Annotated in this window: 24 protein-coding genes; 13 read left to right on the forward strand and 11 right to left on the reverse strand. The window is 41.0% G+C overall.

The window, feature by feature from the left end:
• Nucleotides 1-113: 113 nt before the first annotated feature.
• A complete protein-coding gene (locus F7734_RS38390) occupies nucleotides 114-1223 on the forward strand; it encodes an ABC transporter ATP-binding protein (protein WP_155749697.1) in 1110 nt (369 codons plus the stop codon).
• Here F7734_RS38390 and F7734_RS38395 read toward each other — a convergent pair.
• The 6 genes from F7734_RS38395 to F7734_RS38420 form a co-directional block, all read right to left on the reverse strand.
• Nucleotides 1212-1544 carry a hypothetical protein gene (locus tag F7734_RS38395; RefSeq protein WP_155749698.1) on the reverse strand — a complete coding sequence of 111 codons (333 nt, stop codon included), beginning with the start codon at nucleotides 1542-1544 and terminating at the stop codon, nucleotides 1212-1214. The two genes, F7734_RS38390 and F7734_RS38395, sit on opposite strands and share 12 nt — an antisense overlap.
• A 452-nt stretch (nucleotides 1545-1996) precedes the next feature.
• On the reverse strand, nucleotides 1997-2332 hold the full coding sequence (locus tag F7734_RS38400) for a XisI protein (protein WP_166482414.1): 336 nt from the start codon (nucleotides 2330-2332) through the stop codon (nucleotides 1997-1999).
• Nucleotides 2333-2524: 192 nt separating this feature from the next.
• Nucleotides 2525-2947 (reverse strand): Imm30 family immunity protein, encoded by a 423-nt coding sequence (locus F7734_RS38405; RefSeq protein ID WP_155749699.1) that lies wholly within the window; start codon nucleotides 2945-2947, stop codon nucleotides 2525-2527.
• An 11-nt stretch (nucleotides 2948-2958) separates the two neighbouring features.
• Entirely contained in the window at nucleotides 2959-3294 is a 336-nt protein-coding gene (locus tag F7734_RS38410; protein WP_243147313.1) for a hypothetical protein, read from the reverse strand.
• Between the two features lie 166 nt (nucleotides 3295-3460).
• On the reverse strand, nucleotides 3461-3997 hold the full coding sequence (locus F7734_RS38415) for a hypothetical protein (protein ID WP_155749700.1): 537 nt from the start codon (nucleotides 3995-3997) through the stop codon (nucleotides 3461-3463).
• A 51-nt stretch (nucleotides 3998-4048) separates the two neighbouring features.
• Nucleotides 4049-4702, reverse strand: coding sequence for a hypothetical protein (locus tag F7734_RS38420; protein WP_155749701.1), 654 nt, complete (start codon nucleotides 4700-4702; stop codon nucleotides 4049-4051).
• Between the two features lie 187 nt (nucleotides 4703-4889).
• Here F7734_RS38420 and F7734_RS62380 point away from each other — a divergent pair, with 187 nt between their 5' ends.
• The 6 genes from F7734_RS62380 (at nucleotide 4890) to F7734_RS38450 (ending at nucleotide 9989) form a co-directional block, all read left to right on the forward strand.
• Complete coding sequence (locus tag F7734_RS62380) at nucleotides 4890-5273, forward strand: hypothetical protein (protein ID WP_207714311.1); 384 nt, start codon at nucleotides 4890-4892, stop codon at nucleotides 5271-5273.
• Nucleotides 5274-5626: 353 nt separating this feature from the next.
• Nucleotides 5627-6976 carry an RNA-guided endonuclease IscB gene (iscB, locus tag F7734_RS38430; RefSeq protein ID WP_243147314.1) on the forward strand — a complete coding sequence of 450 codons (1350 nt, stop codon included), beginning with the start codon at nucleotides 5627-5629 and terminating at the stop codon, nucleotides 6974-6976.
• Between the two features lie 50 nt (nucleotides 6977-7026).
• Complete coding sequence (locus F7734_RS64280; protein WP_155749702.1) at nucleotides 7027-7959, forward strand: ABC transporter substrate-binding protein; 933 nt, start codon at nucleotides 7027-7029, stop codon at nucleotides 7957-7959.
• 48 nt (nucleotides 7960-8007) lie between these two features.
• Nucleotides 8008-8823, forward strand: a complete 816-nt coding sequence (locus F7734_RS38440) for a methyltransferase domain-containing protein (protein ID WP_155749703.1) — start codon at nucleotides 8008-8010, stop codon at nucleotides 8821-8823.
• Between the two features lie 165 nt (nucleotides 8824-8988).
• On the forward strand, nucleotides 8989-9192 hold the full coding sequence (locus tag F7734_RS38445; protein WP_155749704.1) for a hypothetical protein: 204 nt from the start codon (nucleotides 8989-8991) through the stop codon (nucleotides 9190-9192).
• Nucleotides 9168-9989 carry a PhnD/SsuA/transferrin family substrate-binding protein gene (locus F7734_RS38450; protein ID WP_166482415.1) on the forward strand — a complete coding sequence of 274 codons (822 nt, stop codon included), beginning with the start codon at nucleotides 9168-9170 and terminating at the stop codon, nucleotides 9987-9989. Before F7734_RS38445 ends, F7734_RS38450 begins: the two co-directional genes overlap by 25 nt.
• 1 nt (nucleotide 9990) lies before the next feature.
• Here the strand turns inward: F7734_RS38450 and F7734_RS38455 are convergent, their stop codons facing one another.
• Nucleotides 9991-10605, reverse strand: a complete 615-nt coding sequence (locus F7734_RS38455) for a Uma2 family endonuclease (protein ID WP_155749705.1) — start codon at nucleotides 10603-10605, stop codon at nucleotides 9991-9993.
• A gap of 231 nt (nucleotides 10606-10836) precedes the next feature.
• Between F7734_RS38455 and F7734_RS38460 the strand changes: the two genes are divergently transcribed.
• Complete coding sequence (locus tag F7734_RS38460) at nucleotides 10837-11106, forward strand: hypothetical protein (protein ID WP_243147315.1); 270 nt, start codon at nucleotides 10837-10839, stop codon at nucleotides 11104-11106.
• Here F7734_RS38460 and F7734_RS38465 read toward each other — a convergent pair.
• On the reverse strand, nucleotides 11025-12296 hold the full coding sequence (locus F7734_RS38465) for a tetratricopeptide repeat protein (protein ID WP_155749706.1): 1272 nt from the start codon (nucleotides 12294-12296) through the stop codon (nucleotides 11025-11027). The genes F7734_RS38460 and F7734_RS38465 overlap by 82 nt on opposite strands.
• Before the next feature lie 396 nt (nucleotides 12297-12692).
• Here F7734_RS38465 and F7734_RS38470 point away from each other — a divergent pair, with 396 nt between their 5' ends.
• Complete coding sequence (locus F7734_RS38470) at nucleotides 12693-17132, forward strand: response regulator (RefSeq protein WP_155749707.1); 4440 nt, start codon at nucleotides 12693-12695, stop codon at nucleotides 17130-17132.
• A 59-nt stretch (nucleotides 17133-17191) separates the two neighbouring features.
• A complete protein-coding gene (locus tag F7734_RS38475) occupies nucleotides 17192-17572 on the forward strand; it encodes a response regulator (RefSeq protein WP_155749708.1) in 381 nt (126 codons plus the stop codon).
• A 126-nt stretch (nucleotides 17573-17698) separates the two neighbouring features.
• Here F7734_RS38475 and F7734_RS38480 read toward each other — a convergent pair whose 3' ends face one another.
• Nucleotides 17699-19306, reverse strand: coding sequence for an IS200/IS605 family accessory protein TnpB-related protein (locus F7734_RS38480; RefSeq protein WP_155749709.1), 1608 nt, complete (start codon nucleotides 19304-19306; stop codon nucleotides 17699-17701).
• Nucleotides 19307-19942: 636 nt separating this feature from the next.
• Here F7734_RS38480 and F7734_RS38485 point away from each other — a divergent pair.
• From F7734_RS38485 to F7734_RS61100, 3 genes are all read left to right on the forward strand, one after another.
• On the forward strand, nucleotides 19943-20524 hold the full coding sequence (locus F7734_RS38485) for a Uma2 family endonuclease (RefSeq protein ID WP_155749710.1): 582 nt from the start codon (nucleotides 19943-19945) through the stop codon (nucleotides 20522-20524).
• A 199-nt stretch (nucleotides 20525-20723) separates the two neighbouring features.
• Nucleotides 20724-20990: a Precorrin-3B methylase gene (locus F7734_RS38490; RefSeq protein WP_155749711.1), complete on the forward strand. Its 267-nt coding sequence runs from the start codon at nucleotides 20724-20726 to the stop codon at nucleotides 20988-20990.
• 324 nt (nucleotides 20991-21314) lie between these two features.
• Nucleotides 21315-21488, forward strand: coding sequence for a hypothetical protein (locus F7734_RS61100; protein WP_166482416.1), 174 nt, complete (start codon nucleotides 21315-21317; stop codon nucleotides 21486-21488).
• Between the two features lie 48 nt (nucleotides 21489-21536).
• Here F7734_RS61100 and F7734_RS38495 read toward each other — a convergent pair whose 3' ends face one another.
• Nucleotides 21537-21998, reverse strand: coding sequence for a hypothetical protein (locus F7734_RS38495; RefSeq protein WP_155749712.1), 462 nt, complete (start codon nucleotides 21996-21998; stop codon nucleotides 21537-21539).
• A 150-nt stretch (nucleotides 21999-22148) separates the two neighbouring features.
• Nucleotides 22149-22919, reverse strand: a complete 771-nt coding sequence (locus tag F7734_RS38500; RefSeq protein WP_155749713.1) for a hypothetical protein — start codon at nucleotides 22917-22919, stop codon at nucleotides 22149-22151.
• Between the last annotated feature and the right edge of the window lie 105 nt (nucleotides 22920-23024).

Raw genomic sequence — 23024 nt, forward strand, 5'->3', positions numbered from 1 at the left:
TAACAACCAACAACTAACAACCAACAACTAACAACCAACAACCAACAACTAACAACCAACAACTAACAACCAACAACTAACAACTAACAACTAACAACTAACAACTATCTAAAATGGCAACCGTTCGTCTAGAAAACATTAAGCGTAGATTTAATAACGTCACCGCTATTGAGGACATCACTCTCGACATACCTGATGGTGAGTTTTGGGTGTTAGTTGGACCATCTGGTTGTGGCAAATCTACAATTTTGCGAACTATCGCTGGTTTGGAAACGGCAACATCTGGCAAACTTTATATTGGGGAAAAGTTGGTTAACAATATTCCCGCAAGACAGCGAGATGTGGCAATGGTATTTCAAAACTACGCCCTCTACCCTCACATGACAGTGGCACAAAACATTGCTTTTGGGCTGCAAATGCGAAAAGTCGATCCGAAAATCATTCAAGAAAGAGTTATGGTTGTAGCGCGATCGCTTTCTCTAGAACATCTTTTAGAGCGCAAACCCAAGCAACTTTCAGGTGGACAACAGCAGCGTGTTGCTTTGGGAAGAGCGATCGCTCGCGAACCTCAAGTTTTTTTACTTGATGAGCCACTGTCTAACTTGGATGCTCAATTGCGTGATGATACACGGGCTGAGTTGAAACAACTTCATCAAGAACTGGGAATCACGACTATCTATGTGACTCACGACCAGGTTGAAGCGATGACTTTGGCTGATAAGATAGTAGTTCTCAATCGGGGACGAATTCAACAAATTGGCGCACCCAATACTATCTATTCTCAACCGACAAACCGTATGGTTGCTACTTTCTTGGGAAGCCCTCCCATGAATATTGTACCTGCAAAGTTTACAGGTAATGGCTTTGATGTTATGGGTCAAATATTATCCTGTCCCAATTCTGTTAAGGAAAAATTGCGTCTTGGGGTAGGGCAGAATTTTGATTTGGGTATTCGTCCGGAACATATTTCTCTTGTTGAACCTTCTAGGCGCAGAGAGCACCCAGAGGAAGAGTTGAGTGAGTTAACAGTGGAGGTTAAGGTGGTGGAACCTCTGGGACGGGAGACTTTGGTACGGACTGGGTTCCCTGGTACGTCGGTGATTTTAAATGTTCAAATTAGTACAGAAGTACTTTCCAAAAGGGGCGATCGCCTTTCTTTAGAATTTAATTTGGATAAGTTATTTGTGTTTGATTCGTCAACTGGTGATAAATTATACCCTTAATGAAGATGATGGAAGTTTGTTGTGTGGTGGAGTTTCCTGGTAGGAGGACAAATCAAAATCATTGGGATTTAATTCAGGTGGAAATATCTGTATTTGCATTTCATAACTTTGGGATTGATGATAAAGCGCGATCGCTTCTTCCAATCTGTAAAACATAATTGGAACCCATCTGTCATTTTTGTAAAAATAGATAGCAACTTTATCCGTTGTGTTGTCTGCTACTGGTAGCGGACATTGCCAGGGGGACATCATTGAATAAATCAAATGTTTGAATAGGCGCACGATTTTTCGCTCGAAGCTTGATGATTGAGTTGTCAGCATGACTTCATACTTTGGGTAGATAAGCTAAAATCTTAAGAGTGTTTTAATAATCCTGTGTATTTTTTGAAATCCTCTCTTTCTTGCCTCTGCACTCTACAGAGTTCGGAGTGATTCATTCTAATTTTAGAATTTAGATACGAGTTGTAAAAGTACTGATTACTTCTTTCGTGCATAATTTTTCCAGTCAGCAAAATATTGTGGTCAGTTATAGCGCTCGCTCGCTGCGTATAGACTAAAAGTGTTATGCTGTCTCATTGTTGCGAAGAGCACAAGCTTAAACTTCTTCCCATTGGTATATAAAATTATTCAAAATTAGCCCATAGTTTTACTTCTTTGGGAGTAAATATTTACTCCGGATTTGTGAATTCTGTAATGTGAGTCAACATATAAAATCAAGACGCGCCATGGCGCGTCTCTACATAATTCGTATAGCCAACCTACTCTATATTTATTTAAGCCACTGCATAACCAGTATATTGTCTAGCCTCAGGTGGATGAAATGCCAGAACAATTTTATCTTTAGGCACTCCTGAAGCTACTAAATCATCTGTAATTCCATCCTCAATCCCATCTCGTTGAATCCAAATCTTGTCATTGATAATTTCAACATCAACTACACAACCGTGAATCCGGAGAGTATCGTGCCAACCCGCAATCATTAGCAAATAGTGATTTTCATCTTGGCTAACAACAACTTCAGATTTAATTTCACCATAAGCATAGGGAATGTCAGCATGCTCCTTAAGAATTTTATAAATAGTCTCTCGATATTTTTTTAATGTATCCACTCAGAAATCTCCTTTGTTTGTGTTTGAAATACTATTAACTGAGCTAAGTAAGTTTGCGAGAAAAACCCAACTATGTAACGAGAATTAGAATTTGTTTGGCTTGTAGTAGCGCTGTCTTCGCATGCATCAGAACTACAAACCAGTAACAATTATTTGCACCCACTTACTGAATGTTTCCTTCAATAACATTAGCTATGTATTAACAGGCTGACATTGCCGTGTCATTTCTGTTAGTAAGTGATTAACAGTATCGCGCTTTAAGGAGTCAACAGAATTTAACATATCTTTATATAAAAAATAGGCTAGCTCATCATTCAAGATACGATCGTGAAGTATCTTTGTCCATTCAGGTGCTGAAGTTGCCAAATTAGGAATGACATCAATAAAGGCTTGTAACTGCTCTTTTACATCAAAAGATTCTAAAAAGTGAATGAGACGAAACATAACTTCCTGGTGCTGACATTCATCGTCCAATACTAAATGTAGTTCTCTCAAATATTTACTATTAGGATTCTCCACCAGTTCCATTAAAGCATTTTCAAAAGCTGTAACTTCTTCACGGCATCGCATTAATTTATTAGCTTTCAAGACGCTAATTAATGTATTTTCATCCATTGTTTAATCCTCTACTTATCAAAAATCCCCTGCCATCTCAATTTGTTTTGTCTAATGACTTGTTGTAAACTCCGCTTAATCTCCAAATTATAAAGTTTTTGACTTCGATATATCGATCGTACATCCCATACCTCACGAGCCAGAGCTTGTCTTGGAGATAAACTTAAATTGGGGGACTGTCCATAGGATAGAGTTTGCCGATGGCGTCCACCCATACCTGGATATAAATGCTCCATCATATTGAGTGCAATAGATAAAAAATTTATGGAACCGCAGCCTGTAGCAGACGAACGCGGATAAATTTGTTCTTCAATAAGAGTGAAAATTGCTAGACAAGCAAGCAGCAATGAACGATCTTCAAAAGGCAATGTCTCTCTACGCGCAACAAGGAAGACAAGATGCTTATAAAAAAGCACTTCAAAGACTTCAAAATCTTTAGTATAACTAAATCTAAGAAAGTTCGGCACTTACCACCAAGCGATTAAACCTATGTCTTTCATAGGTAGTAGAGTTTTAGGATGCAGAAACCTTAGACGACTGTGGTTCTTGAGTAACGTCCTCTGATGTAGCACCTTTAGAAGACATTAAATTAGTTGAATTAGCAATTGTTCTGTCCTGCTTATTTTTGACATTTGGCACAAGCTCTAAATCATATAATGGCAACTCTCCCATTTTACGAAGAGTAGCCAGTGCTTCCAGTACACCTTCGACACCACCCCGACTTTTTACACCAGCAGAAGCAGCCAACAACGCGAATTCTTCTGTATCAAAAGGTCGGACAACATTATGCAAGCGTACTGGCTCACTATGACCAAGCGCCGCACGTTCTGCAACCAAAGCTTTGACAGCTAACCAACGAATTTCTCCAAAGCGATATGGTAACATGACAATACATGGTGTAATGTCATTCAACAAAGCCTCTAGATGTGATAGTACTCGTTCATCTTGTGAAGGGTCTTGGCATAAAGTCTTTAATGTAGCAACACGTATGGATACATCTGAACTAAACAAATCCTCAACTAATTCTTGAAATTCATTATCGTTCAACATAGTTTTCCTCTCAATGAAGTCTAACAGAGATACTGTTTAAAATAAGTCGTTTTAAAGAGAATTTAGTTTTATTTGTTTGACTGCTCTAACCAACTCAGCAAGTGTTGGATTTATGGTAAATCCCAATCGCATTCGCTGGTTACGATTAAGTTCGGCGATTTCTTGACTGCGTAGTTGCCAATCACTAAAGTTTGGATGTTCCTCCAGAGGTACTCCGTCTACCAACATATATCTATGCGCTTCATCTCTGTTCGGATCTATTGCTGCTGCTAAAAATCGAGAAATAGAAATTTTGCCTTTAGTTGCAACGGACACTTGGTCGGCAACAAATTGATACTCAACTTCCAGTGCTTTCCCATGGGCTTGGATATAGTAGTCTTGGAAATCAGCTTGCCATTGTCTTTTTTGTTTGCGTGTCATGTTATCCCAACCGATGCCTATGAAATCAAAACCAGTTTGTTGCTTAATGCCTAGCAATTCCTCAACTTCTGCGATTTCATGAACAAGGTAACGAGCATCATTGATAGTGCCTTTTCCATTTGCTATCCTTGTCCACGAGTAGTAGTTATCAGGAGTAAAACTAATCCCTGGACTATCAAAGTTATAGCGTGTGGCTCCAGCCAATCTCGTCAATTCCAGCACAGCCGCCACTACGTAGTTGTACCACCTCAGTAGTTGGCTCAGTCGCTGTTTCCAAAACTTCATCTTTCCCTGCTCCCTGGCTAACCATGGTAATCAACTATCAAAGGAGTCAAAAGAATTAACATATCTTTATATGAAGAATAGGCTAACTCAGGATAACATAAAAACACACAAAAGCACACAATTAGACAAAAAAAGACGTGCTCAACCAAGATCTAGCTTTGTAGCAAGGAGAGAAGTGTATAACGATTTGGCAGTAAATCATGCTATGGCGGTTCATCAGCAGAGCGATCGCTTCGGCGCAAGCCGTACCCGGCTTATCGCGTTCAAACTTCTTTATAAAGGCGCAAAAAGTTGTTGTGAATATAAAGTCAAAATAGGAGTGGAGGTCACAACTATGCTAAATTTAACGTTAACAAATTCACAAATTGTTGAATTAGTCAAGCAATTGCCACAAGAACAGCAAATAGAAGTGTTCAAATTTCTGTTAAATCAAAATTGGGCTAACTGGTTGTATTTGTCCCACGATAGCGAAGAACGGGTGCGAAAAGTTGCAACACAACGAGGTCGAGACTGGAATGTAATGACAGAGGATGAACGTGAGGAGTTCACTGAAGAAGTCTTGCATGAATAAAGATTGACCATGCGTGTTGTGTTTGACACTAATACAGATGCCAAATCCTTGAAATACCGTATCCTGTTAGTCCGGTTATGAAAGTTCGTAGAGAAGTAGGCAAAACGAAGCGATTCGTAGTAAATCGAAGCAATTCGGTTAACTGACTTCACCATGACTCAGCATAGAACTGTTTATTCTATGTTATCCTTTTGGATTTCAGTCCGCTTTTAAATCATGACTTAATGAGATTAGCCAGTCTCAAGCGTCGAGGGAGGAACATGGCTACTTTGCTATAGTGCAACACCGAACCTTTTTGAGAAGTTTAAAAGCAGTGTCAAGGCAAACTATACCCCAATCGGGAGATTCATCAAATGATGATTACCAATTCTGTATTTGTTTTCAGCAAGAATGGCAAAATACTAAAACCAACAACACCAGCAAGAGCGAGAATTCTACAATCTATTGGCAAAGCTAAAAAACTCAAGTCGTTCCCATTTACTCTAATTTTGGATAAGGATGTTGATGAAAATGTAGAATCCTATTTAGAACTGAGAATCGACCCAGGAAGCCGCTATACAGGAATGAGCTTAGTGGATTTAAATAAGAATGAAGTCGTTTGGGCGATGGAATTAGAACATCGAGGATTAGCAATTAAAATGGAATTAATCAAGAGAGCAGGTGTTCGACGTTCTAGAAGAACCAGAAGACTTCGCTATCGCAAAAAGAGATTTGACCGCAAAAAGCCAGATGGTTGGCTAGCACCCAGTTTGCGGCATCGGTTGTTAACCACTCAGACTTGGATTAAACGATTGCTGAAAATAGCTCCAATTAAATCAATTGCAATTGAATCGGTTAAATTCGACTTGCAAAAAATGGAGACACCAGACATAGAAGGCATTGAATACCAGCAGGGGACACTACGGGGTTACACCTTACGCGAAGCACTTCTAGAACACTGGGGTAGAGAGTGTGTTTATTGCGGTAACACAGACGTACCCTTACAGATTGAGCATATTAATGCACGTAGCAAGGGAGGCAGTGACCGATTCTCAAACCTGACTTTATCTTGTGAAAAATGCAATCAGAAAAAAGGCAATAAGCCAGTAGAGCAATTTCTCAAAGAGCAACCGGAAATTCTCCAAAAAATTAAATCACATCAGAAAAAGTCATTAAGTGATGCTGCGGCTGTTAACTCTACCCGTAAAGCCATATTTGAAATGGCACAGCAATTCGGATTACCAGTTATCAGTGGTGATGGTGCATCTACTAAAATGATTCGTATTCAAAGCGGATTACTCAAAGCCCATTGGATTGACAGTAGTTGTGTAGCAACGTTGTCCATAGTTAAATTGCGAATTTGTCAACCATTACGAGTTACTTGTACTGGACATGGGACAAGACAGGTACAAAGGGTCAATGCTAAAGGTTTTCCCGCCATAGCCAGCATCAAAAACAATCCCATTACTGGTAAAAAAGAAGTTAAGCTAGTTAGCAAAAATCAGAAATATACTCATGCAACCGCAGGTGATTATGTGATTTGCAATTTGCTCAAAGATCGGAAACACATTAAAGCGGGAATTTATCGAGCTAGAATTAAAACTCCCACGCCTAAAGGAGTAGAGGTGCTAATTAGCACACGTCGCATTTCTGTAGATCGACAATACGTCAAACTTATTCATCGTTCTGACGGTTATGAATACAGTTTTACTACGATTGACTAAGATTTACTACGTTTTAGCGTTATTTGATAGCATGACGTATCGTTCTTCAAATGGGTGCAAGTGCAGCTCTTGCATCTGCAATTCACGGCTGCAATACAAAAACGTCAAACCAACTAGTTACAAAGTCATCATCTTCAACAGAAAAAACAGAAATTGCTCCCAAAATTATTATTGGTCACTGGCCTGTATCAGCAAGTTTATCGTTTTATTTAGCTCTAGAAAAAGGATATTTTAAACAAGCCGGATTAAATGTAGACGCCAACAAATTACCTGGAGCACAACAAGTTGTTGAAGGGCTGATAGCTGGACGAGTTCAAGGTTCGGCGGCTATTGGATCGAGTAATCTAGCTTTGGGGGAAATTTTACAACCTGGTTTATTTAAAATCATTGCATCCAATCCCAGTAATATTCAGAACGTAGTGGATGAGATTATTGTGGCTAAGGATAGTCCTATTCAAACAATTGACGACTTAAAAGGCAAAAAATTCGGTACAGGTCCCGGTCCTCAAAATCAAGCGTTAGCCAAAGGAATTTTAGAAAAAATCGGTATTGACAATCCTCAAGTTATTCAATTGGAAACAAAGCAACACATTCCAGCGATCGCAGCGTTTAGTGCTCTACTCGTTATCGTGTTCAACAGCGCCTATGGCGTTATCCATGCTACAAAAAACAGGATTTTAGCTGCGAAGGTGATGGGTGCTAATCGATTTCAGATTTTTAAAGATGTCTTGTTTTGGGAAAGTTTGCCTCAGACGTTTATTGGATTACGCACCGGAATCAGTCTCGCTCTTGTTATTGCGATCGTGGCAGAAATGTTTATTGGTACTGAAACGGGATTGGGTAAGCGTATCATTGATGCTCAACAAGTCTTGAATGTTAAGGACATGTACGCTTCTATTTTGATTACTGGCATTCTGGGGTACGCCCTAAATGCAGTGTTCTTGCTAATTGAGAAACAATTTATTCATTGGAGTGGTAAGTAAAAAGTTACCAAAGATTTAACCGTTACTTTGCACTAAAGGGAGGCACAGATGTCCCAAGGGGAGGAGTATATTCTTGGCACCAGCTTGACCGAGCAGAAGCGCTTATTAAAACAAGGGACACTCTTTGAGGCAGAAGCTTGCTGGCTGCTCGATCGCCTGGGACTCACTGTAGGCGGACGGGCGATCGATCTAGGATGTGGACCGCTTGGCATCCTCCATCTCTTGGCAGAGCGCGTGGGACCTACCGGGGAAGTTGTGGGTGTGGACCGTGAAGCACGCTTACTGGACATGGCACAGACTATTTTGGCGGAGCGACGCTTACCGAACGTGCGGGTGTTCCAAGGGGATGTCACGGCGACAGGGTTGCCCCGTGCCTCTTTTGATGTGGTACATGAACGGCTCGTGCTGATGATAAACCCCCATACAGAGCGCGTGCTGGCAGAAATGGTAGCACTTACCCGACCTGGTGGAGTGGTGGCAGTCCAAGATCTTGATGTCGTGTCCCTCGTTTGTGAACCGCCACATCCGGCTTGGTTGCAGCTGCTCACTACTTATCAGCGTGTCTATCAGGCACGTGGTCTTGATGGGTATTTGGGACGCCGATTGCCGGGACTCTTGCGAGCGGCGGGACTCGTCGAGGTGCAGGTCAAAGTCCATGCCCAGGTGTCCCACGCTGGTGAATTTGGTCAAATGCTTTTTCTTGAGATCGTTGAAGGGTTGCGAGACCACATTATTGCAGATGGACTCCATACACCTGACGAGCTAACTGCGCTAGTTGAGGAGTTGCGGGGACATCTGAACACCCCTGGGACTTTCGTGGTTCAACCTTTGTTGTTTCAGGTGTGGGGACGCAAGCCTGTCTGAGGGCAGACGCAGCATATCGCAGTGCTTGTCACTTTTGCACCGCTACATATCCATCTTTGCTTTTTTCGATCAACTGTGCAATACTATTTTAATAACATTAAACTCATCGATTTACCGTATTTAAAAAAGAGAATAAACCAATTTAAGGGTAGAGGAGTCGTAAAAATGACAGTAGTACGGCTAAGTACAGCATTTGTTATGCGTTTTTGGTGGCATACCAAAGCATACGGGACAGTTTTGATCGTTGCCTTGCTTGCCTTGATAAGCGTGATTTTTTTGCAAATTTATTGGTCTAGCCGGAGTATGCTGCAATTTGTAGCACATGAAGAAATTGGAGACAATGAGTGGAAGACTGTCAGCCGCAAGTAGCGGACTTAAAAAAGTTACGGGCTATCTCATATTTAGCTCCTAACTTGTTCCATTTTTATAAAGCAGTTGTGGCGTATGTGGGTCGTATTTTAGGTGTTGAAACTCAACTTCACCAAGGTGAATGCGATCCATTAGAAGACCCCCTGCTGATTAAAAACCAATTAGACTTGGCATTTATCTGTGGATTACCTCTTATTAGGTATTGCCAGACTGTACCTCATCAGTTGCAGGTGTTGGTTGCTCCTGTGATGGAAGGAACGCGCTATCAAAACCAACCAATTTACTTTTCGGATGTTATTGTTAATGCTGCTAGCGATCTGACAAAGTTTGACGATTTAGCTCTAAAAAGTTTTTGCTACAACGATTTAGGTTCTAATAGCGGTTACAATTTGCTGTGCGATCGCTTAATTCAAACCGGGCATTCCAAAAACTTTTTTAGTCAAGCAATACAATCTGGTTCTCATCAACGTTCCATTGAATGGGTAGTCAATGGGCGAGTGGATTGTGCAGCTATTGATAGTATTGTGTTAGAGCAAGAAATTCAGCAATTTCCAGAATTATCTCATCACTTGCGGGTAGTAGAGGTGCTTGGACCATCTCCCATACCACCTCTAGTAGTCGCTCAACATCTTGGTGAAGCTTTGATCGAGCAACTTCAATTTGCTTTACTTCAGCCAGATACAGAACTGCAATCTGTTATGGAAGAAGTAGGAGTTCGGCGTTTTACTGTTGTGGAGTTGAAGAAATATGAAGTCCTTGCAGAAAGTTTTTCATCTCGGAAAAGAGAATTTCTATAAACTAAAGAGTTGAAGTCTCGTTCCGGTAAAGAGATCGCAAAAACTGTTCAAATGCCTGGACAGCGTCATACTGGTCGGGCATGGCGATATATTGCAGTAGCACATTTGGGTCTAAATTGGGGAAGAAGCTGCTACGGTTAACTTCCTCATCATCCCCAGAGGAATTTAAATGGAATATTCTAATAGTGTCAGATTTCCAGAACCAAACTTCGGGAACTTGCTTGGGTCTGTATAATTCACGTCGGTTAATGGTGCCACTGGTAACAATAATTTCAATTAAGATATCGGGAGTTTCTTTATCAGTGCCGATGCAGTAAGATTCGTCAGGTGTCCCAGAAGCATAACCAGTTTTTTCTATGGTAAAGCCACCTTTACCATAGAAACGCATACCCAAAAATCTCATGTAAGCTTCTAGTAAATAGCCAAGAGTTGTTTTCACGTACTCGTGCAACGGACCAACTGGGGACATAATTTCTAAAATTCCTGATAAATAAGATAGGCGCACACTGCGATTATCGATGAGTTGTGCCTCAATTCCTTTAAATTGCTCCCAGGTCACATCTGTTAAAGTTACCAATTTTTCTTCTACAGTACGGTCTAAAAGGGAAGTATCCATAAAATTAATTGTTCCCGGCATTAGTTTTATTTTGACAAAAGCTGATAATTTTCAAGATTCAGAAAGTAACAAAACGTTACTATTTGCTTCCTGACTGGGTTCTAGCGTTTTTGGACTTTATATAAAGAATAGACTGACTCAACATAACATAAAAACACATAAAACAACACAAAAAAAGGTGTTTAACCAAGATCTAGGTTTGTAACAAGGTAAGATATTGATAGTGCTGTATTGGAGCAAGAACTGCGACAATTTCCAGAATTGTCCCATCAGTTGCGCGTGGTAGAGGTGCTAGGTCTATCTCCCATGCCACCTCTAGCGATCGCTCAACATCTTGGTATATCTTTGATTGAGCAACTTCAATTTGCTTTACTTCAGCCAGATACAGAACTGCAATCTGTTATGGAAGAAGTAGGAGTTCAGCGTTTTGCTGTTGTGGAGTTGGAGGCATACAAAGTACTTGCGGAAAGATTTTCATCTCGTAAAATAGAATTTCTATAAACTTGTTCAAATAAGACTCGTTGAGCATGGCTGCCCCCAAGTTTATAGAGTTGTGGTAAAACGGGTTTGAGTTGTGCGATCGCAGTTGACCAATGACCGATGGCATGAGCAACCAAACCTCTAGCAGCCGGAATAGCAATTTCAAACCAGTTTTGACGTAAGTATGGATTGACAGTTGTAGCGTGCTTTTCCATACTATTTAACATTACGTTTAACCATTCTCTCCGCCCTGCTTTTGCCAGTGCATAGACATAATGCAAGTCTTGAAAAGGTAATGCGTGCTCGGAGATACGAGAGTAAAGATAAATACTTAACTCTTGCCAACGTTCTCCAACATCTACCCCGCGCAACTCCAACCTTAACAAGGTTGCGATCGCCCCAACTTGATCTTTGGGAGAGTTTTTCTGAGCGCCACCCCAAACGCGAGTGTCATAGAGTGAAAAGACTTTTTCTATGTCGCCTCTTTCAAGGTAATAAAGGGCTATATGCCACCAATTATGGGTGTAAAGCATGGAGTTGCAGTTTTCCCAAGTATCTGCGTGGCTTTCCATCCAAGCGATCCCCCGATCCACTCGTCCTTGAGTTTCCATCACATGGGCTATGGCGTGATGCGCCCAAGGATCGTAACGATTGATTGTAGTTGCCAGACGGGCAAAGACTTCCGCTTCTGCAAGTCGATAGCACTGTTCCAAACCAAACGCCATCATACCGTACACGTAATGATTGTCTCGATTTGCTGTGAAAACTTTTTGAGCAATTTTGAGCAGTCTCTCTTTGTCTCCTAGATAGAAGTAGTGATACTGTCCCTGCTGAACCGAAATCAAATCGCGGGGAAACTCTTGGGTAATTTCTTCGTGTAATGCGATCGCCCTATCAATTGCTCCCGATCCCCAAGCGGCAATGGCTTGTATGTATAACTGTTCTCGCTTTGTCAGTTTTTCTACCTGCTGCTGTGCTAAGAGTAAGTGAGATATTGCCTGCTGAATTGCTATAGCGTTTTCCTGACAGAGGTAATGAGCTGCTGCATATGCATGGAGCATGGCACAAGTGGGATCTGCGGCAATTCCCTCTAACACACAAGCTTCAGCATCCTTGCCATAACCAAGGGCTTGTTCGATGAAACGGTTGATAGCTGCGATCGTTTCTTGAGAATCTGTTGTAACTTCAAGTCCTTGAGCGTCTTTTAGCATTATGAATCCCTATAACCCCTATGGTTGAACGCCTGTCACGTTTATTTCATCAATTTTGATGGGCAAGTTTGCTCAGATCGCAGCAAAGTACCCTCTGCACTCTCTCGTCTCTCTCGTTCCCAGGTAGAACCACCGGAACGAGGGGTAACGCCTTTTGATTGGCAACCCCTTCAAGTTATTACAATATCTCTACCGATTTACCGTATCTTTTATAAATATGTCACGAATACTCGACAAAAAGCAAGAACAATCTTTAAGCTTTTGCAAAAACTACAAGCAATCTAATGTATTATGTTACCCTTTATAAAAAGCCGGAAATATTATCCCCGACTCGATTTAAACTTAGTAAACTGCCCAGCACTGAGCGAATACTATATATCAAGTTTTTATTAACCAATGAAAATTTTAGTAGTAGAGGATGACCAACTTGTTGCCCATGCTCTAGCTGCCGTTCTAAATAATCAGAACTATGTGGTTGAGGTTGCTTCGGATGGACAAGCAGCGTGGGATTTGATTGAGAGTTTTGATTATGATTTGATAGTTTTAGATGTTATTTTACCCAAAATAGATGGTATAAGCCTTTGCCGTCAGATAAGGTCTAAAGGTTTGCGAATGCCGATTTTATTGTTAACTGGATGCGATAGCAGTCATGAGAAAGCTATTGGCTTAGATGCAGGAGCAGATGATTACCTTGTCAAACCCTTTGATGAAGAAGAATTAGTTGCTAGGATACGAGCGCTTTTGCGTCGAGGGAGTGTAGCATCACAGCCCGTGTTAGCAAGCGGTGATTTACGTCTTGACCCCATAAGCTGTGAAGTCACTTATGGTGAAGAGCATCTTTCATTAACTCCTAAGGAGTATGGACTATTAGAGCTTTTTATGCGGAATAGCCGTCGCGTATTTAGCTGTGGCATGATTTTGGAACATCTTTGGTCTTATGAGGATACTCCAGGTGAAGAAGCTGTTCGCACTCATATTAAAGGTTTGCGACAGAAACTAAAGAGTGTAGGCGCACCGGGGGATTTGATAGAAACAGTTTATGGTATTGGCTATCGTCTCAGACAGCAGGCGGAAGTGAAACAAGGAGAAGATTCTGTATTATCTTTGCCTAAAGAGCAACCGATTCAGCAGCAAACTCTACAGGGGATTGCAGCTGTGTGGAATCGATTTAAAGGACGGGTTGACGAACAAGTCGCTGTGCTAGAGCATGCTGCTGCTATTTCCACTCAGAAAACTTTGAATCAAAAACTTCGGAAAGAGGCTCAAAAAGAAGCGCATACACTTGCGGGTTCCTTGGGGACTTTTGGCTTTTCTCTGGGTTCCGAAATCGCCAGAAAAATTGAGCATCTTTTGAAAGCAAATAAAGCATTGACTTTAGCGGAAAAATCTGAGTTTGCCAGTTTAGTTAGGCAATTGCGTCAGGAAATAGAGCAAAATCATCATGAGACTTTAGCTTCATCATCACAACCTCAAATAGATGAACATCCATTGCTGCTTGCGATCGCTAGCAATGCTAACCAACAAACAAAACAGCAGGCGACATTAGCCGAACAAATCGAACAAGAAGCTGGTAGTTGGGATTTGAAAGTCAAAATTGCTACCAGCATTGAAGCAGCCAGAAGTTTGCTCTATCGGGAAAATCCCAGTGTTGTGCTGATAGACCTTGATGTTTTTCCAAATTATGAGGATAGCTTTAGTTTATTAGCAGAATTAAGCCAACGCAAACCGCCAGTACCAGCCCTAGTTTTCACAGAAAAAAGTGATTTTACCAATCGCTTGCAAGTGGCTCGGAGTGGAGGACACTTCTTTTTACAGAAGCCCATGGCGATCGCGCAAATTTTAGAAGCAGTCAAACAAGTTTTGCTAGATGCGTCCCATGTAGAGGCACATATTTTAGCAGTTGATGACGATCCCAAGATCGGAGCAGTGTTGCAAAACTTGCTCAGTCCCTGGGGAATTAAAGTCACTTATTTAGAAAACCCCCAGCACTTTTGGAAAATTTTAGAAGAGATCGAACCAGATTTACTCATCCTAGACGTAGAAATTCCGGAAATTAACGGAATTGAAATTTGCCAAGTTGTACGTAACGATCCCCACTGGAGTGAGTTACCAATACTCTTCCTAACAGTTCACAATGATGCCAATATTGTGAATCAAGTTTTTTCTGTAGGTGCAGATGATTTTGTCAGCAAGCCGATAGTTGGACCAGAACTTGTAACACGCATTATCAATCGTTTAGAAAAAAGAAAATTGCGGCAAAGGATTGCCGAAACTCAAGCTAACAAAGCTACTATTGTCAAGGATAGTATATATCAAAAGAGCTTGCAAACTCGCGTTAAACAACAAGCAACAGTTGCTCAGTTAGGTCAATCGGCTCTTTCTGGTACAGACCTTTCTAGCTTGATGAAAGAAGCAGTTGCTTTAGTTGTGGAAAATTTGGAAGTTGAATACTGTAAAATATTAGAACTCCTTCCAGAAGAAAATGTAATGATTTTGCGTGCGGGAGTGGGTTGGAATCAAGAACTTGTAGGACAGGCAATTATCAGCTCGCAAAATTCTGGTGCTGGTTATACCCTGCTAGTTCAACAGCCAGTGATTGTTGAAGATTTGCGGACAGAAACTCGCTTTAGCAGTTCTTTTTTATTGCAAGACCATGGTATCATTAGTGGTTTGAGTGTGCCAATACCCAAACGCAATAGTTCCTATGGTGTGATAGGGGCATACGCTTGTAAAAAACAAACTTTTACTCAAGATGACATTCATTTTGTACAATCTATAGCTAATGTTTTATCAGCAGCAATTGAAAGGCAAAATTCAGAAGAAGTTTTACGCAAAGCTAAGGATGAATTGGAATTGAGAGTCGCAAAACGCACTGCTGAACTGATGCGAGCGAATGAACAACTCCAGTCAGAACTTAATGAACGTCAACGAACACAGGAAGAATTGCGAAACTCCCAAACTCGATTTTCAGGGATTGTGTCAATAGCAGATGATGCCATTATTTGTATTGATGGTAATCAACGCATAACTTTATTCAACCAGGGAGCTGAGAAAATTTTTAGTTATTCTGCTGAGGAAGCTTTGGGGCAATCCTTAGATATCCTGTTGCCAACGCGCTATACTAATGTACACTCTCAATACGTTTCTGATTTTGGCAGATCGGCAAAAGTATCTCGCAGAATGGGTGAACGCCGCGAAATTTACGGGCGTCGCAAAGATGGTTCGGAATTTCCTGCTGAGGCTTCTATCTCTAAGTTAATGCTTAAAGATGAAACAATATATACAGTTTACTTGCAGGATGTTAGCGATCGCAAGCAAGTAGAAAAGATGAAAGATGAGTTTGTTTCTGTAGTCAGTCACGAACTCCGCACACCCCTAACATCGATTCATGGCTCTTTAGGAATGTTAGCAAGCAATTTGATTAAGCCAGAATCAGAACAAGGGAAACGCTTGCTACAAATTGCTGTTGACAGTACCGAACGTTTGGTAAGGTTAATCAATGACGTTTTGGATATTGAGCGCATTGAATCCGGCAAAGTCAAGATGGAAAAACAAACTTGTAATGTTGCCGATTTGATAAAAGAAGCAGTGAACATTATACAGCCACTAGCTGACAAAGCCGAAGTGAAGCTATCAGTTTCTAGCATAGATCGGAATGTATGGGCAGACTTAGATCGGATTGTTCAAACATTAACGAATTTGCTCAGTAATGCCATTAAATTTTCTACTTCTGGTTCTACAGTTTGGTTAAGTGCAGAAATGGGTAATGGGCATCAGGCAAAGGGCAAAGGAGAAATTGTACCTCCATCTCCCCAGGTTTTATTTACAGTTAGGGATACAGGAAGGGGTATTCCATCCGATAAACTTGATAGTATTTTTGAGCGCTTCCAGCAAGTTGATTCCTCAGATTCTCGCAATCATGATGGAACTGGTTTGGGTTTGGCAATTTGTCGAAGCATAGTGCAACAGCATGGCGGGTGTATTTGGGTGGAAAGTACCTTAGGTGAGGGTAGTTCTTTCTATTTCACCCTTCCCGTGTCTTCAAGTTCTCCCGTCTCCGTGTCTCCATCTCCCCATCTACCTTTGGTGCTTGTATGTGATGATGAAATGGAAATTCGCAACCAAATCCAGAATCTTCTAGAAAATCGGCGTTATCGTGTCATTACTGTAGGTTCTGGAGAAGCGGCGATCGCAGCTGCATCTACAGAACGTCCGGATGTGATTTTACTAGATTTGCTGATGCCTGGGATGAATGGTTGGGAAGTGATAGCAGCATTAAAGGAACAACCCGAAACTCAAGACATTCCCATTGTAATTTGCAGTGTTTGCACACCTACTAGGAAACACAAACCCAGTAAAGATTTTGTTGATTGGGTGAGCAAACCATTGGAGGAAAAATCGCTTTTTGAATCTCTTAAGCAAGCACTGATGAATAATTCCAGACGAGTGTGCGTTTTGCTTGTCGAAGATGATAGCAATTTGGCAGAAGTACTTGTTACTTTATTGGAGCAGCATAATATTGACACATATCTGGCAAAAACTGGGAAAGAAGCAATTCGTCTCAGCCAAGAAATTAATCCTGACTTGCTAGTTCTCGATCTCGTTTTGCCTGAAGGTGATGGATTTACTGTTGTAGAGTGGTTGAAACAGCACAGTCGTCTCTATAAAATCCCTTTAATGGTATATTCAGCAAAAGAACTTGATGATTCCGAGAGACAACGTCTCAATTTAGGGCATACTGAAATTTTGAAAAAAGGTCAGGTGACAGCACTAGAGTTTGAGCAAAGAGTAATGGACTTACTTCAGCGTATGACTTCTAGGAATTATGAATTATGAATTATGAATTATGAAAAAAAAATTAAATAAATTAAATAAATTAAAAAAAGGTGAAAAATATGGTAACAAAGCGAATTTTGGTAGTTGACAATGAAGAATACATTCAAGAAGTTACCAAAATTTGTTTGGAAACGGTAGCAGGTTGGGAAGTCGTGACGGCTGGTTCTGGTAAGGAAGGCATTAGCAAAGCTCAAGATTACCAACCAGATGCTATCTTGCTAGATGTCATGATGCCTGATATGGATGGTCCAACAACTTTTGAAAAGCTACAAGAAAATCCTGCAACAAAAGCCATTCCTGTGATATTGCTAACGGCAAAAATACAAGCATCCGATCGCCGTCGCTATGCTCAAATGGGTATAAAGACTGCGATCGCTAAACCTTTTAATCCTTTAGAATTAGCTGGGCAAGTTGCTGAAGCCCTTGGTTGGGCGCTCTAGATTTTTGGAACAGAAATACCTTAATGAAAAGTCAGCCGCTCGATAAAGTCTACTCAGATCTGCTCACGTATGAGCAAGTCTATTCAACCAGAAAGATAGCGGTCAATCTTTCCTACCTTGAAGGGTTCACACCTTCACAGACTGATGGAGAGTCGGACTCTCGTGCTGATGCCGAAGCTTTGGAAATCCAAAATTTCCGGTGTTCGCTAAGCTGTCACCAGTAGAACCTGTTAGATTAGGCAAGCCGAACCAAGCATGACGAGAACCGATCTTCAAGTAATGCTTATTGAATCTCTGCCAATATGCAAAGACGTGCTGACGAGCTTCGGGGCGAATCGAAGTCTGAAAGGCGTATCTCGCTGGCATTTTTTCATAGTAAATTCCCATTCCACGACGCGCTAAAACTAGACCAGCCGCGCTATCGCTTCCCATACCATAACGACGCATATATTTGACGACGCCGATTTGGGAGGAATACTTGGGACTAACCTCAATCACTTTGATGCCTAATTTTAAGCATCGCGCTTTTAACAATTCAAAGAATTTAGCATAAGCAAAACCGGATAACATCCGATTGTACTTGCGACCCCTGGAAAATTGTTTCTTCTTCTGGGAGAAGTCTAACTTTTCAATGACAATTGGTTTTAAAGTGGCCAATGCTCTAGCAGTCAGTTCAGTAATAGCATTGGCTAATCGGGCTTCTGTTTGTTCTGTGGAACAGGAGTGTAAATCTAAATCAATATGACCCCATGCTACGGGATTTCCATGGCGATTAGTTGCACACCAGCCGATAGCTCCGGGATTAATGTCTAAGCCAATACAGCCCCATGATTTATCATTACTAGTAATAGAAAAGTTGACGCTTGCAGTGATGGCGACTACCCAAAACCCTTTTTGATTAAGGCTAAACACATAGGTCAAAGCGGTGTTTAATGCCCAAGCTGTCAGGATGTTGTCGTATCCATATTGGTTAATTTTGTAAAGTGGTAAAGTACAATATTCCCCATATGTCTCCTCTAAAAAATAAGGAACACGAATTTTTAGACTTGGGATGATACCCGGTGTGAGTTGACAGATTTGATTGCTGTTAGTTTCGTGAGTACTCCCGACAAATGGAATTTTGCCTAAGTTCCCCAAATTGACTTTGATACCTCGTTTGATGACTTGAGATCTGCGCTCTTGTAACATCCGCAATTGACGCTTTTTCTGATGGAACTGGAGTTTAGTTAATTGTAAGTAAGTCTTGCCATGCGGCTGACCATTAATCGGACAGGCGTCATCAAATTCCGCCTTTTTCTTCAGTGATGGTACTTTCTTTGACTGACCATCTTTAGTTTTTTGAGGAGACTTGATGGCTTTATTAAACTTCTCTACGGCAGAGGCATATTCTCGGTGATTCTTGAGTCGTTTGTTCAACCGTTCAATTTCTGCCTTAACTGATTTGATTTTGGCATCCAGGATATCAATGTGTCTTTTCTGACATTTAATAGCTGACTCTAACTCACCTGTCACAAAATTAATCACACTGTTGGCATGGCGCTTGTTGACTCTAAAAGTGTTTTGAATTAAGGAATTTAACTTCTCCTTTTTCATATCACTTTGTAAGCCCTCTAATGCCATAAGGGACATCTCAGATGCTATAGGTGAGAACTGCTCTAACATCTTGAGCGGAGCTATTTCACCTGTTAAATTATTATCAATCTGAGTGACATAAGTTTGATAAACTTGAGGCATTTATTTAATACCCTCAATTATATTTAGACGGCCCATTAATTAATTTTTGTTTTTTTTGCCAATGGCACCCTATAATCAGCGTCGAAAAGACTGTTATTAGTTCAAGCTCCGATTGAACTAATTCAAGTTCAAATGATCTTGACTCATTTGACTTATTTATAATTACTACCTCTACCTCGAATTTTTCACAGCCAGCGTTTCTTGCGCTTTCTATAGATGCCAGTGTAAATTAATGCGAGTCAGAAAGTCAACGTGACATCCATTAACAAATATTAAGGTTTGTTCATTTCTGGTAATCCTTTCCCTTGAAGTTAACGAGGTCAACGAACCTCCTCAAAAAGGGGAGCATTGGGTAGGATTGGCTAGTAATTAAGTGACAGTTACTAGCCCCACCTCGTTCCCAGCCTCAGGCTGGGAATGCCTAAGTAGAGGCTCCGCTTCCTGGATCGCTCTACAGAGCCTCGCTGACTGCATTCTATACCTCTGGCTGGGAACGAGAGAGTACTTTTGGGAGGGACGTCACCCACCATTAACCAGCAGTATCCTCAAAGAAGTCAGGGATCTGGATACCATGAATTTTCACAAATTAGATAGGATTGCTATAGGAATTACTCACGATTGAGAATCTGAAAAAACATGGCAATTCTCAGTTTACCACCCACCCTAGAGTTGCAAATTAATCTAACTGACGAGCAGTTTTTTCAACTCTGTCAGAACAATAGAGACTTGCGATTTGAGCGCACTGCCAATGGAGAACTAATCATTATGCCCCCAACAGGAGGAGAGACAAGCGATCGGAACGCTGATTTAACCTATCAACTTCGAGGTTGGAACCGTCAGAGCAATTTAGGCAAATCCTTTGATTCTTCTGGAGGTTTTAAATTACCCAACGGCGCGGATCGCTCTCCCGATGCGTCTTGGATTAAGATAGAACGCTGGGCAGCTTTGACTGTAGAAGAAAGGGAAAAGTTTTTGCCCCTATGTCCCGATTTTGTTGTGGAATTGAGATCGCCAAGCGACTCATTGGAAAAACTGCAAGCCAAAATGCAAGAATATATTGATAACGGAGCAAGGCTGGGTTGGTTAATCGACCCAAAGCGAAAAGTAGTAGAGATATATCGACCCAATCAAAAAGTAGAAGTTCGACCATCGCCGACAACACTATCTGGTGAGGATGTGTTACCTGGTTTTGTCTTAGATTTATCACCGATTTTGTAATTACCCTAGAACGAACAGCGTATACCAAAACGGTTGGCGGCTTCAGCGCCGATTGAGAACTCGATTGTCAGAAGCACTGGGTGAAGACGTTGAGCGTATGCGCGATGCTGTTGTTGTTTGCTATTGGTGGGATTAATTCTATCAGTCGTTGTATTTGAATTGCTACGATGGTATCAGAATATTGCACAGTATCTAAATTATGGCAAAGCAGGAGGCTCCACTCACTGGAGAAGCACTCATTAAGGAAGTCTGTCGGCGGATTCGGGTAGCCCGCAGCTATTGGGATGCTCACAACAACGCCGCCTGTCGGGGTGAACGCGATCGCGCTCTAGCCCTCTACAACACTCTAACCAAGGAACAAAAAGAGCAAATACCGCAAGTGTTGCGCGTATGGCTGCGCTATCGAAGTGAGAAGTATTTTGGCGCACACCGAACACCGCCTAAATCGCCACGAAAATCAAAATAACCCCCACTAGGTAATTTATTGTGGTTGCGATTTTATCTGAATGACCCACAACAGCAATGACTTTTGCATGGGTCAACACTTGATGCATGGCATTGTCATTCAATCTTAGGAGTGGCATCGTTATTATTCTTTACACTTAATTCTCAGCTTACCTCTTTATCTTCACAATTTCCTCAAAATTTTTTCTTACATTGAAATTGTAGTCAAAGTGAGGCTACCAACCATTATTCACAGACAAATATCTTACCATTTTTTATCTACTTTTTTGAGTTTTCTTCCTAGTTGATTACACATACAAAATGCTTGTCAGTACAGGAGAGCACTATGACAACCGACAACAAATTCCGCACAATAGTTCAAGCAATTGCAGACGGCATTCAACAAGTAACTCGATATATCGTTGGTGCTGCTGTGAGAGTATTTGGTCCTAGAGATGACAATTATCCAGAAATAGGAGTTCATCCATTTGAAGGCGAGATAAAAAAGGATAAAGGATGAAGTATGAAGGGGGTAAAGGTGAAGTATGAAAAACTTTATCCTTTATCTTTAGTGGGGACGCATTGCTTCTCGACCAAGAATGAACATTCCTGCTACACCCAAGCAAACAAACCAAACATACTGATACCAATACTTTGCAATTTGCTGAACCGTATTCAATTCAGGATGCAGTGTGTTCAAGTAAAGCAGCAGCACAACTGTCATCAACGCCCCAAATCCTACGAAACTTAAACCCACTTTAATTCGTGGCGATCGCAGTTCTACATCATTGATTGTCTCTAAGTCAATTTTTGCTACCTCTGTTAAAGACTCTTCTGCAACAGATGAAGCTGTTTCCACATTCCTTGCTATCTTAGGTGGTAATATCGGTACAAGTGCCGCTACAGCTGGGCGGCGCAACAAAGCCTCTGTATCCCGCAGCACTTCTAATGGCTTGCGCGTGACTGGTGGTTCCGCAAAAGGAACTTTCTCTGAAGCAGTTTGAGTCGTAGATTGAGGTTCAAAATCCATAGCCTTTCAGGAGCGAGCAGCTAAATTTGGGGTAAGTGGCTGTATCTATTCTATTAATTGTCATTTGTCATTGGTCAATTGTCATTTGTAAGGATTGTGGTAATTTTAATATTTCTTTACACTTCTGATTTTGTCTTCGCCTATCGCTTATTAAACAAATAATTTAAATCGCATAAGTTGATTTTCTATTGCCTGGGGTAAAATTTTACTAATTTCTTCACTGTCTTGAAATTGCAAGATTTGTCCCTTTTGTAAATCAAACGGAAACTGTCCTTGCAATTCAGGACGGTGCATTTGTGCTAGTAAAATTTGCTCATTTCTCTTACATTGAAGGGCATAGCCAATTTCAACACAAACATTTGGACTGGGCAGCAGTTGAGGGCTTTGCTGTCCATCTAAGCTTGTAATAGGTGTGGCATCCGCAATAAATAACAAACTCTTGTGGATTTTCCGCATCATTGTAGAATTCAATCGTAGAGGAGCATCTTTAGGTCGGTAAGATTCAACAAAAGACAATGGGATGCGCGATCGCAAATTCAAAATCTCCAAACTTTGAAGCACTGCTTCTCGTAAAGCTTCACTTGCTACAGGGTACTCAATTTGATAGCATAAAAAAATGATGGGATCTAACTGTGCTAATAAAACTTGCTTGGTAAAATACATTTCATGACTGATTAAGTCAATATTAGACAAGCAGTAACCGCCACTTCCTTCAATATAAAATTCAATATTTTCTCCTTCCAAATAGCGCCCAAACCAAGTTGAGCTTTTTACTTGCTCAATATCTTCTAAAAAATCTGCCCTTAATCCTGTTTTTAAAAGACTTCTTTTACTAAGCCGCAGATCTGGCGGACGTTTTTCCAGTTCGTGAATTGGCTCATAATTTTCCAAGTACCATGCTCTCAGAGCAATAATTGACATAAAACGCTATTTCAACTGTCTCATACTATTTAAATTTTGTACAAGCTTACACTGGGTGTTACTTGAAAAACAACAACACCCAAGCCTCTACAGATGAGTGACTTC

It is taken from the genome of Scytonema sp. UIC 10036 (genome assembly GCF_009725235.1).

What these genes read in the sequence shown, in the direction of transcription:
- F7734_RS38465 (WP_155749706.1), bottom strand. Translation starts at nt 12,296, where the DNA reads ATGCTAAAAGACGCTCAAGGACTTGAAGTTACAACAGATTCTCAAGAA.
- F7734_RS38470 (WP_155749707.1), top strand. Translation starts at nt 12,693, where the DNA reads ATGAAAATTTTAGTAGTAGAGGATGACCAACTTGTTGCCCATGCTCTA.
- F7734_RS38395 (WP_155749698.1), bottom strand. Translation starts at nt 1,544, where the DNA reads ATGCTGACAACTCAATCATCAAGCTTCGAGCGAAAAATCGTGCGCCTA.
- F7734_RS38475 (WP_155749708.1), top strand. Translation starts at nt 17,192, where the DNA reads ATGGTAACAAAGCGAATTTTGGTAGTTGACAATGAAGAATACATTCAA.
- F7734_RS61100 (WP_166482416.1), top strand. Translation starts at nt 21,315, where the DNA reads ATGACAACCGACAACAAATTCCGCACAATAGTTCAAGCAATTGCAGAC.
- F7734_RS38415 (WP_155749700.1), bottom strand. Translation starts at nt 3,997, where the DNA reads ATGTTGAACGATAATGAATTTCAAGAATTAGTTGAGGATTTGTTTAGT.
- F7734_RS38480 (WP_155749709.1), bottom strand. Translation starts at nt 19,306, where the DNA reads ATGCCTCAAGTTTATCAAACTTATGTCACTCAGATTGATAATAATTTA.
- F7734_RS38455 (WP_155749705.1), bottom strand. Translation starts at nt 10,605, where the DNA reads ATGGATACTTCCCTTTTAGACCGTACTGTAGAAGAAAAATTGGTAACT.
- F7734_RS38495 (WP_155749712.1), bottom strand. Translation starts at nt 21,998, where the DNA reads ATGGATTTTGAACCTCAATCTACGACTCAAACTGCTTCAGAGAAAGTT.
- iscB (WP_243147314.1), top strand. Translation starts at nt 5,627, where the DNA reads ATGATGATTACCAATTCTGTATTTGTTTTCAGCAAGAATGGCAAAATA.
- F7734_RS38390 (WP_155749697.1), top strand. Translation starts at nt 114, where the DNA reads ATGGCAACCGTTCGTCTAGAAAACATTAAGCGTAGATTTAATAACGTC.
- F7734_RS64280 (WP_155749702.1), top strand. Translation starts at nt 7,027, where the DNA reads ATGGGTGCAAGTGCAGCTCTTGCATCTGCAATTCACGGCTGCAATACA.
- F7734_RS38420 (WP_155749701.1), bottom strand. Translation starts at nt 4,702, where the DNA reads ATGAAGTTTTGGAAACAGCGACTGAGCCAACTACTGAGGTGGTACAAC.
- F7734_RS38490 (WP_155749711.1), top strand. Translation starts at nt 20,724, where the DNA reads ATGGCAAAGCAGGAGGCTCCACTCACTGGAGAAGCACTCATTAAGGAA.
- F7734_RS38445 (WP_155749704.1), top strand. Translation starts at nt 8,989, where the DNA reads ATGACAGTAGTACGGCTAAGTACAGCATTTGTTATGCGTTTTTGGTGG.
- F7734_RS38500 (WP_155749713.1), bottom strand. Translation starts at nt 22,919, where the DNA reads ATGTCAATTATTGCTCTGAGAGCATGGTACTTGGAAAATTATGAGCCA.
- F7734_RS38485 (WP_155749710.1), top strand. Translation starts at nt 19,943, where the DNA reads ATGGCAATTCTCAGTTTACCACCCACCCTAGAGTTGCAAATTAATCTA.
- F7734_RS38440 (WP_155749703.1), top strand. Translation starts at nt 8,008, where the DNA reads ATGTCCCAAGGGGAGGAGTATATTCTTGGCACCAGCTTGACCGAGCAG.
- F7734_RS38405 (WP_155749699.1), bottom strand. Translation starts at nt 2,947, where the DNA reads ATGGATGAAAATACATTAATTAGCGTCTTGAAAGCTAATAAATTAATG.